This window comes from Aquitalea palustris (assembly GCF_003693445.1).
In the GTDB taxonomy this organism is placed as follows: domain Bacteria; phylum Pseudomonadota; class Gammaproteobacteria; order Burkholderiales; family Chromobacteriaceae; genus Aquitalea; species Aquitalea palustris.
In genome coordinates this window covers 22,909-29,242 of sequence record NZ_RFAR01000059.1, presented here as the reverse complement: position 1 = coordinate 29,242, position 6,334 = coordinate 22,909, and the positions used below count along the sequence as shown (strand labels likewise).

7 protein-coding genes are annotated in these 6,334 nt (G+C 59.8%); 1 reads left to right on the top strand and 6 read right to left on the bottom strand.

Going from position 1 to position 6,334, the window contains the following annotated elements:
- Positions 1–180 precede the first annotated feature (180 nt).
- The 6 genes from EAY64_RS14340 to purU all read right to left on the bottom strand — a co-directional run bounded on the left by EAY64_RS14340 (position 181) and on the right by purU (position 4,844).
- Positions 181–1,179, bottom strand: coding sequence for a hypothetical protein (locus EAY64_RS14340; RefSeq protein ID WP_103525430.1), 999 nt, complete (start codon positions 1,177–1,179; stop codon positions 181–183).
- Positions 1,180–1,792: 613 nt separating this feature from the next.
- Positions 1,793–2,269, bottom strand: a complete 477-nt coding sequence (locus tag EAY64_RS14335) for an FKBP-type peptidyl-prolyl cis-trans isomerase (RefSeq protein WP_103525429.1) — start codon at positions 2,267–2,269, stop codon at positions 1,793–1,795.
- A 154-nt stretch (positions 2,270–2,423) separates the two neighbouring features.
- Positions 2,424–2,855, bottom strand: coding sequence for a GFA family protein (locus EAY64_RS14330; RefSeq protein WP_103525428.1), 432 nt, complete (start codon positions 2,853–2,855; stop codon positions 2,424–2,426).
- Between the two features lie 63 nt (positions 2,856–2,918).
- The gene (locus EAY64_RS14325) at positions 2,919–3,293 is read right to left on the bottom strand and encodes a c-type cytochrome (RefSeq protein ID WP_199734455.1); all 375 of its coding nucleotides are present in this window, start codon (positions 3,291–3,293) and stop codon (positions 2,919–2,921) included.
- A gap of 101 nt (positions 3,294–3,394) precedes the next feature.
- A complete protein-coding gene (locus EAY64_RS14320; RefSeq protein WP_199734454.1) occupies positions 3,395–3,790 on the bottom strand; it encodes a hypothetical protein in 396 nt (131 codons plus the stop codon).
- 187 nt (positions 3,791–3,977) lie between these two features.
- Positions 3,978–4,844, bottom strand: a complete 867-nt coding sequence (purU, locus tag EAY64_RS14315; RefSeq protein ID WP_103525427.1) for a formyltetrahydrofolate deformylase — start codon at positions 4,842–4,844, stop codon at positions 3,978–3,980.
- A 227-nt stretch (positions 4,845–5,071) separates the two neighbouring features.
- Between purU and EAY64_RS14310 the strand changes: the two genes are divergently transcribed.
- The gene (locus tag EAY64_RS14310) at positions 5,072–6,325 is read left to right on the top strand and encodes a sarcosine oxidase subunit beta family protein (protein WP_103525426.1); all 1,254 of its coding nucleotides are present in this window, start codon (positions 5,072–5,074) and stop codon (positions 6,323–6,325) included.
- Positions 6,326–6,334 lie beyond the last annotated feature (9 nt).

Sequence of the window (6,334 nt, the reverse complement as noted above, 5' to 3'; positions counted from 1 at the left end):
CTCGCCCCGGCCACCCGTCGGCATGCTTGACGGGGCCCGTCGCTTGCATCGGTTCGGCTGCAAAGGCCGGGAGATGTGGGTGACTTCGTATAGTAAAGCCAATATGGGAAATGGAATTTCTGGTTTCTACCTAATTGAGGGAGTTTTCAGACTGAATCAAATTGAGCGTCAAGCTGCAGGCTAATCAACAAGCGTCTGTGCAGGGAGCATCAGGTTCAACCAGTCTTGAATGGCTTCTCTTCTGGCTCTTAGCACCCGTTCCCAGGAACCAGCAACAATCATCGGTCTGATTGCACCCATGACAAACGGTTCCTCCTCCCAGGCCAGCCATCGTTTACTGAAGGCTTTCCACTCAGCATGCAATTTGCGAAATCGTGAGCGTTCTCCGTTCTCAGTCGCAACTGCCAGCGCAGTCCAAATTGCTTCAGCTAGGGCTTTTCGCTCGGCTTTGCAGAGAGACCAAGCTTCTACATTCATCTCATACTGCGTCAGCGGTAAGTCTTTCCAGATTGTGGACCACATGACGGCATCCAAGGCGTTTACGAACGATGCGCATGAATCGACAGCGGCCTTTGCGTCGTTAAACGAAAGTTCAAATTTGGTGGCCGCTTCGTGCGCCAAGATGTGCCGCCTGTCGAAGGCAAGGGCGAGATCGCGCCATAAGTCATCCACCGACGCCACCAGCAAGTTAGCGACACTCTCACGGTCGCGGCGCAGGAGGTGTGGATCTCGCGCATCCGCAATTAAGGTTTTGATGTCTGCATCAAAAAGGGTGCAAAACGCTGTCTCAAGACTAGAGACTGAGTTGAAGGGAATGACGTGCGCTACCACCTCACCAATTGTCACCGTCTTTCGGTGAAGCAACGGAACGACATCTACAGAGGACTTGAGACGATCTTTTGCCAATGCCAACCCACGCTCGAGATACGGCGATCCGGCATTAATGATAGATGCCACCGTCGTTTTGAAGTGGCTTTCAAGTACTGCGATAGCAGCCACGGGGAAGTGACGAAAAAGTTCCGGGTCACTTTCCGGACCAATGCCTTGCAGGCTGAGGTTAAGTTGTGTCAAGCGCATGGTTGTTTCGAAGAACTCCACGCCATCCACGCGACCGAATTGCATCCGAGCCCGCATACTCTGCACTTGCGACTCGATATTCGCCCCAAACCCTTTCGCCATGGGACAAACCTCCCTGTGGTTTGCATTTAAATTCAATTGGACTACTGTAGTGTGCCTTGGGAATTTATTCTGCAGAAGGCCTCATGCAGCCCGCCCACTACCTGATTCTGATGAGTTTCTGCTGCTTCCCGGCAGCAATCATGCTAACACATTGACATACTCACTTGGCCTGAGCCCGGCACCCCGCCTCATCGCTTTTCTCTACCGCAAGCATCGCCCTGGAGAAACCCATTCCCCTCAGCGCAAGCCGAGGTGGATGTGCCGCCCCCTTGTACACCTGCCTGCTATCTCTCCGCTCCATCCCGGCGCAGCAAAAGACAGGGCCACGACGGAGGGGCGAGTGCCGCGAGTTGTCTTGGCCTTTGATTTTTATGCGGTGTCCGAAGGATTGGGGCTGCTGGGAATCCGCGCTTGCGGCTGATGATGTGCATTGCTGCTGCGGTGCGGCGGATGACAAGGTGGGGGGCGGTGCGGTGGGGAATCGACGGGATTGCCGCATGGTGGCCGGCTATGCGGCATCGCGTTCAATCCGCGCACTATCCTGTCTACCACGGCGCTGCATAAACAAAGCCCTCCGCAGCGGGAGGGCTTTGACAGTCTGGCAAGGTGAGAATCAGTGCTGATGCCCGTGCTCGCCATGCACATGCTGGTGGGCAATTTCCTCGGCCGTGGCCGCCCGTACATTCAGTACGGTGATGGCAAAGCGCAGGGTTTTGCCGCACAGCGGGTGGTTGCCGTCCAGCAATACGGTGGGGCCTTTGATCTTGGTGACAAAGTAGTAGCGCGGCTGGCCATCCGGGCCGACGCGCTGGATCTGGCCGCCTACCTTGATGCCGGGCGGGAAGTCGGCCTTGGGCATGGTGGTGACCAGGGCTTCGTCGCGTTCGCCGAAGGTGTCTTCGGTGGCCAGTTCCAGCGTGGTTTGAAAGCCGGCTTCCTGGCCTTCCAGTGCGGCTTCCAGCTTGGCGAACAGGTTGTCGTAATCGCCGTGCAGGTAGGAGACGGGGTGCTTGCCATCGTCGTAAACCTGGCCTTGGCGGTCGGTCACTTTCATGCGCAGGGTGACGGCGCTGTCTTGGGTGATTTTCATGGTGGGCAATGGCTAATCAATGTGGTCGGGAAGGTTGGCAGTTCGGCGCCGGGGTGTCAACCTGCAGGCCGGGCTGTGCCACGGTGCTGGGGGGATGCGCTGGACTGATGGCTGGATACGCCTGGTTCATCCCGCCAAGTAAATCCCGCCTGCTTCAGGTGGCTGAGAGGCAGATACGGACGTCCGGGAACCACAGCGCGCTCCAGCGGGCGGTTTTCTCGCTGCTGGCCAGCCGCTTGGGTGACACTGTTCTGGGCGCGCCCAGCGCTGCGGTCTGCTGCAGTGCTGCACAATTCACCGTGCCATACAGGCGGCTGCCATCCTGATACAACACGCCAATCAACACCCCGCAGCGGCTACACAGCAGGAAGTCTGCCAACTGGCTGCCGTGCCGGTATTTCACCATGAAGTCTGCATCGTGCACCTCCAGCTGCATGCTGCCATGCGGGTCGGAGAGATAGGATGCGCCATGCTTGCGACAAAAATCGCAATCACATGCCCTGGGTGCATAGCTGTCAGGCGATTGTGTCAACGCAATGGCAATGTGGATGTTGCCGCAATGGCAGGCACCGGTCAGTTTATGCATGGTCTTCTCCATCAGGCATGGTGCTGGATTATCTTGCGCTGGCAGATCGGCAAGCCTGTCTGGTCACTTGCCGATGATGCTGCGCATGTAGTCATTGACATCACGCAAGTCCTGCACCGTCCAGTGATGGGGTGCCAGCTTGATGCCATTGTCCCTGAGGGTTTTCGGGATCAGATCACCATTGGGGCGCAGGATGATGGATGAAACAATCACACCGGGATAGTCCGTGAGGCGTTTTTTGAAAGCTGCCGTGGTCAGATCCGGGGTGGGAGGGCTGCTTTTGGCCGCCAATGGCCCGCTGCCATTGGCCTGTGCGCCATGGCAGATGGCACAGCGGCTCTGGTAAAGGTTTTTCCCGTTCCTGATGTCGGCGTATGCCGCTGCGTTCAGCAAGAGCAGCATGGCGGATAAAGCAAGCAGGCTGATTTTTGCGGGCACGGCTTATCACTCCTGGCTTTGTTGCTGGCAGGTCTGCATTGGCATGTCTTGCCGCCGGGGGGCGTGGTGAAACATGCTGTTTTTCCCTGTGGTGGGCACCCTCATCGCGATGTCTCCGGCTGTAGCAAGAAGGTTTTCTTGTGCTGGCCATCGCGCTCTTCCACTTCGGCATGCTGCATCAGGGCGGATGATTGCAGGATGGGGCCGGCGACGGCAAACAGCCGTTGCGGGTCGGGGCCGAGCAGGTAGAAAAAGCCTTCGTTGCCATCAAGGTGAAATTCGCTTTCGCCGAGTTCGCCTACCCGGGCATGCTGTAGCGCCCGTTGCAGCCGCTGTTCCAGCTGGTGAATCCGGGCGCTGTCTGCCGGATAGAAATCAAACCTTATCGTAATGGCCAGTGGCAGGCTGTGCGGTGTGGCCGCATGGGCCATGCCACCAGAGAGCAGGGCAGCAGCGAGCAGGGTAAGCCGGGCATATGTTTTCCAAATGGCTGCCATACAGATCCGCTTGAGCAAGATGAAGGCCCGGCAGCATCGCCGCTGTCGCGGCCGATTCAGCGAGCCAAAGTGCTCAATTTAACACAACGTCATGACTGCTGTTGGCGCGGCGTGCTGTGCGCAGCGGGCAGGGAGCCGGCTGCTGTCGGCCGGGTCTTGGGTATTGCAAGCCGCTCCGGCAGCGTTTCTAGCGCAGCACCACCGTGCGGTTGTCGTTGAGGAACACTCGCCGTTCCAGGTGATAGCGCACGGCGCGGGCCAGCGCCTGGCACTCCATGTCGCGGCCGGTGGCCTGCAGGTCTTCCGGGGTGCAGGCGTGGTCTACCCGGTCTACCACTTGTTCGATGATCGGGCCTTCATCCAGATCGTCGGTGATGTAATGCGCGGTGGCGCCGATCAGCTTGACCCCGCGCTCGTGGGCCTGCCAGTAGGGGCGCGCACCCTTGAAGCCGGGCAGGAAGGAGTGGTGGATGTTGATGGCGCGCCCGGCCAGCAGGGCACTGGTTTCGCTGGATAGCACCTGCATGTAGCGCGCCAGGATCACCAGCTCGGAGCCGGTTTCCTTGATCAGCGCCAGCACGGCGGCTTCCTGCTCGGCCTTGTTGGCGGGACTGACCGGCAGGTGGTGAAAGGGCAGGCCGTAGGCTTCGGCTATGGGGGCCAGGTCGCGGTGATTGGAAACAATGGCGGTGACAGTCATCTCCAGGTCGCCCATTTTCTGCCGGTACAGCAGGTCGTTCAGGCAGTGGTCCAGCTTGGACACCATGATCATCACCCGCGCCCGCTCGCGGCGGTCGTGCAGCTGCCAGCGCAAATCCTGATAGTGCTGGTTCATCTCGGCCATGCCGGCCGCCAGCCGCGACTGGTCGAAGCTTTCCGCTTGCGGGTGGAAGACGCAGCGCACGAAAAAGCGCTGGCTGCTGGGGTCGTCGAATACCGCCAGCTCGTCGATATAACAGCCCTGCGACTCCAGCAGGGCAGAGAAACGGGCAACCTGGCCAGAGGCGCTGTGGCAGGTAAAGCTCAGGACATAAGACGGGGTGGTGGCAATCATGGCTGGTCTTCCCTTGTAGTACAGGCGTGTTGCCTGCGGTGTGTGCGCTAACCCTAAGGCCTGTCTGGCCGCTGTGCTGGCTTGCAAGCGCCGGATTTGCGTCGATTTCAGACATGCGGTGCGGTGTCGGCTGTGGGCAAGTGCTTGTCCTTTTCAGCCAAACGGGATAGGGGAGAGGCCGGGAGAATGGGCCTTGTCCGAATACATCCACCCCGCTGGAGCCGCAGATGGCAAACCGATACTCCCTGTGGAGCCTGATCAAGAACGGGCTCAAGCATCATGAAAGCTGGCAGCCGGCCTGGAAAAGCCCGCAGCCGAAGAAGCAGTACGACGTGATCATCGTCGGCGGTGGTGGCCATGGCCTGGCCACGGCCTACTACCTGGCCAAGGAACACGGCATCAAGAATGTGGCGGTGCTGGAGAAGGGCTATCTGGGCGGCGGCAATACCGCACGCAACACCACCATCATCCGTTCCAATTATCTGTGGGATGAGGCGGCGCACTTGTACGAACACGGCCTGAAGTTGTGGGAAGGTCTGTCGCAGGACCTCAACTTCAACGTGATGTTCAGCCAGCGTGGCGTGATGAACGTGGGCCACACCCTGCAGGACATGCGCGACATCGAACGCCGCGCCAATGCCAACCTGCTCAATGGCGTGGACGCGGTGGTGATGACCCCGCAGGAAATCAAGGACATGGTGCCGCTGATCGACATCAGCAACCGTGCGCGTTACCCCATCATGGGCGCCAGCTTCCAGCCGCGTGGCGGTGTGGCACGGCACGATGCGGTGGCCTGGGGCTTTGCCCGTGGCGCGTCCGAGCTGGGCGTGGACATCATCGAGCAGTGCGAAGTCACCGGCCTGATCATCGAAGGCGGCCGCATCAAGGGCGTGAATACCAGCCGTGGCGACATCATGGCCGACCGCGTGGGTTGCGTGGCGGCGGGTAATTCCTCGGTGCTGGCCAAGATGGCCGGGCTGCGCCTGCCGCTGGAAAGCCACCCCTTGCAGGCTTTCGTGTCCGAATCGATGAAGCCCTGTATCGACACCGTGGTGATGTCCAATGCCGTGCACGGCTATGTCAGCCAGTCGGACAAGGGCGAGCTGGTGATCGGTGCCGGTATCGACAGCTATCTGGGCTATGGCCAGCGCGGCAGCCCGCATGTGATCGAACACACCGCTGCCGCCATCATCGAGATGTTCCCGTCCTTCTCCCGCGTGCGGATGAACCGCCAGTGGGGCGGCATTGTGGATGTGTCGCCGGACGCCTGCCCCATCATCAGCAAAACCCGTATCCAGGGCCTGTATTTCAACTGTGGCTGGGGCACTGGCGGCTTCAAGGCCACCCCCGGCTCGGGCAATGTGTTTGCCCACACCATCGCCCATGACGATCCACACCCGCTTAACCGGGCCTTCTCACTGGACCGTTTTGCCACCGGACATCTGATCGACGAGCACGGCGCTGCTGCCGTGGCTCACTAGGGAGAGGCT

Coding starts and splice junctions, on each gene's coding strand:
- EAY64_RS14340 (WP_103525430.1), bottom strand. CDS start 1,179: ATGGCGAAAGGGTTTGGGGCGAATATCGAGTCGCAAGTGCAGAGTATG.
- EAY64_RS14335 (WP_103525429.1), bottom strand. CDS start 2,269: ATGAAAATCACCCAAGACAGCGCCGTCACCCTGCGCATGAAAGTGACC.
- EAY64_RS14330 (WP_103525428.1), bottom strand. CDS start 2,855: ATGCATAAACTGACCGGTGCCTGCCATTGCGGCAACATCCACATTGCC.
- EAY64_RS14320 (WP_199734454.1), bottom strand. CDS start 3,790: ATGGCAGCCATTTGGAAAACATATGCCCGGCTTACCCTGCTCGCTGCT.
- purU (WP_103525427.1), bottom strand. CDS start 4,844: ATGATTGCCACCACCCCGTCTTATGTCCTGAGCTTTACCTGCCACAGC.
- EAY64_RS14310 (WP_103525426.1), top strand. CDS start 5,072: ATGGCAAACCGATACTCCCTGTGGAGCCTGATCAAGAACGGGCTCAAG.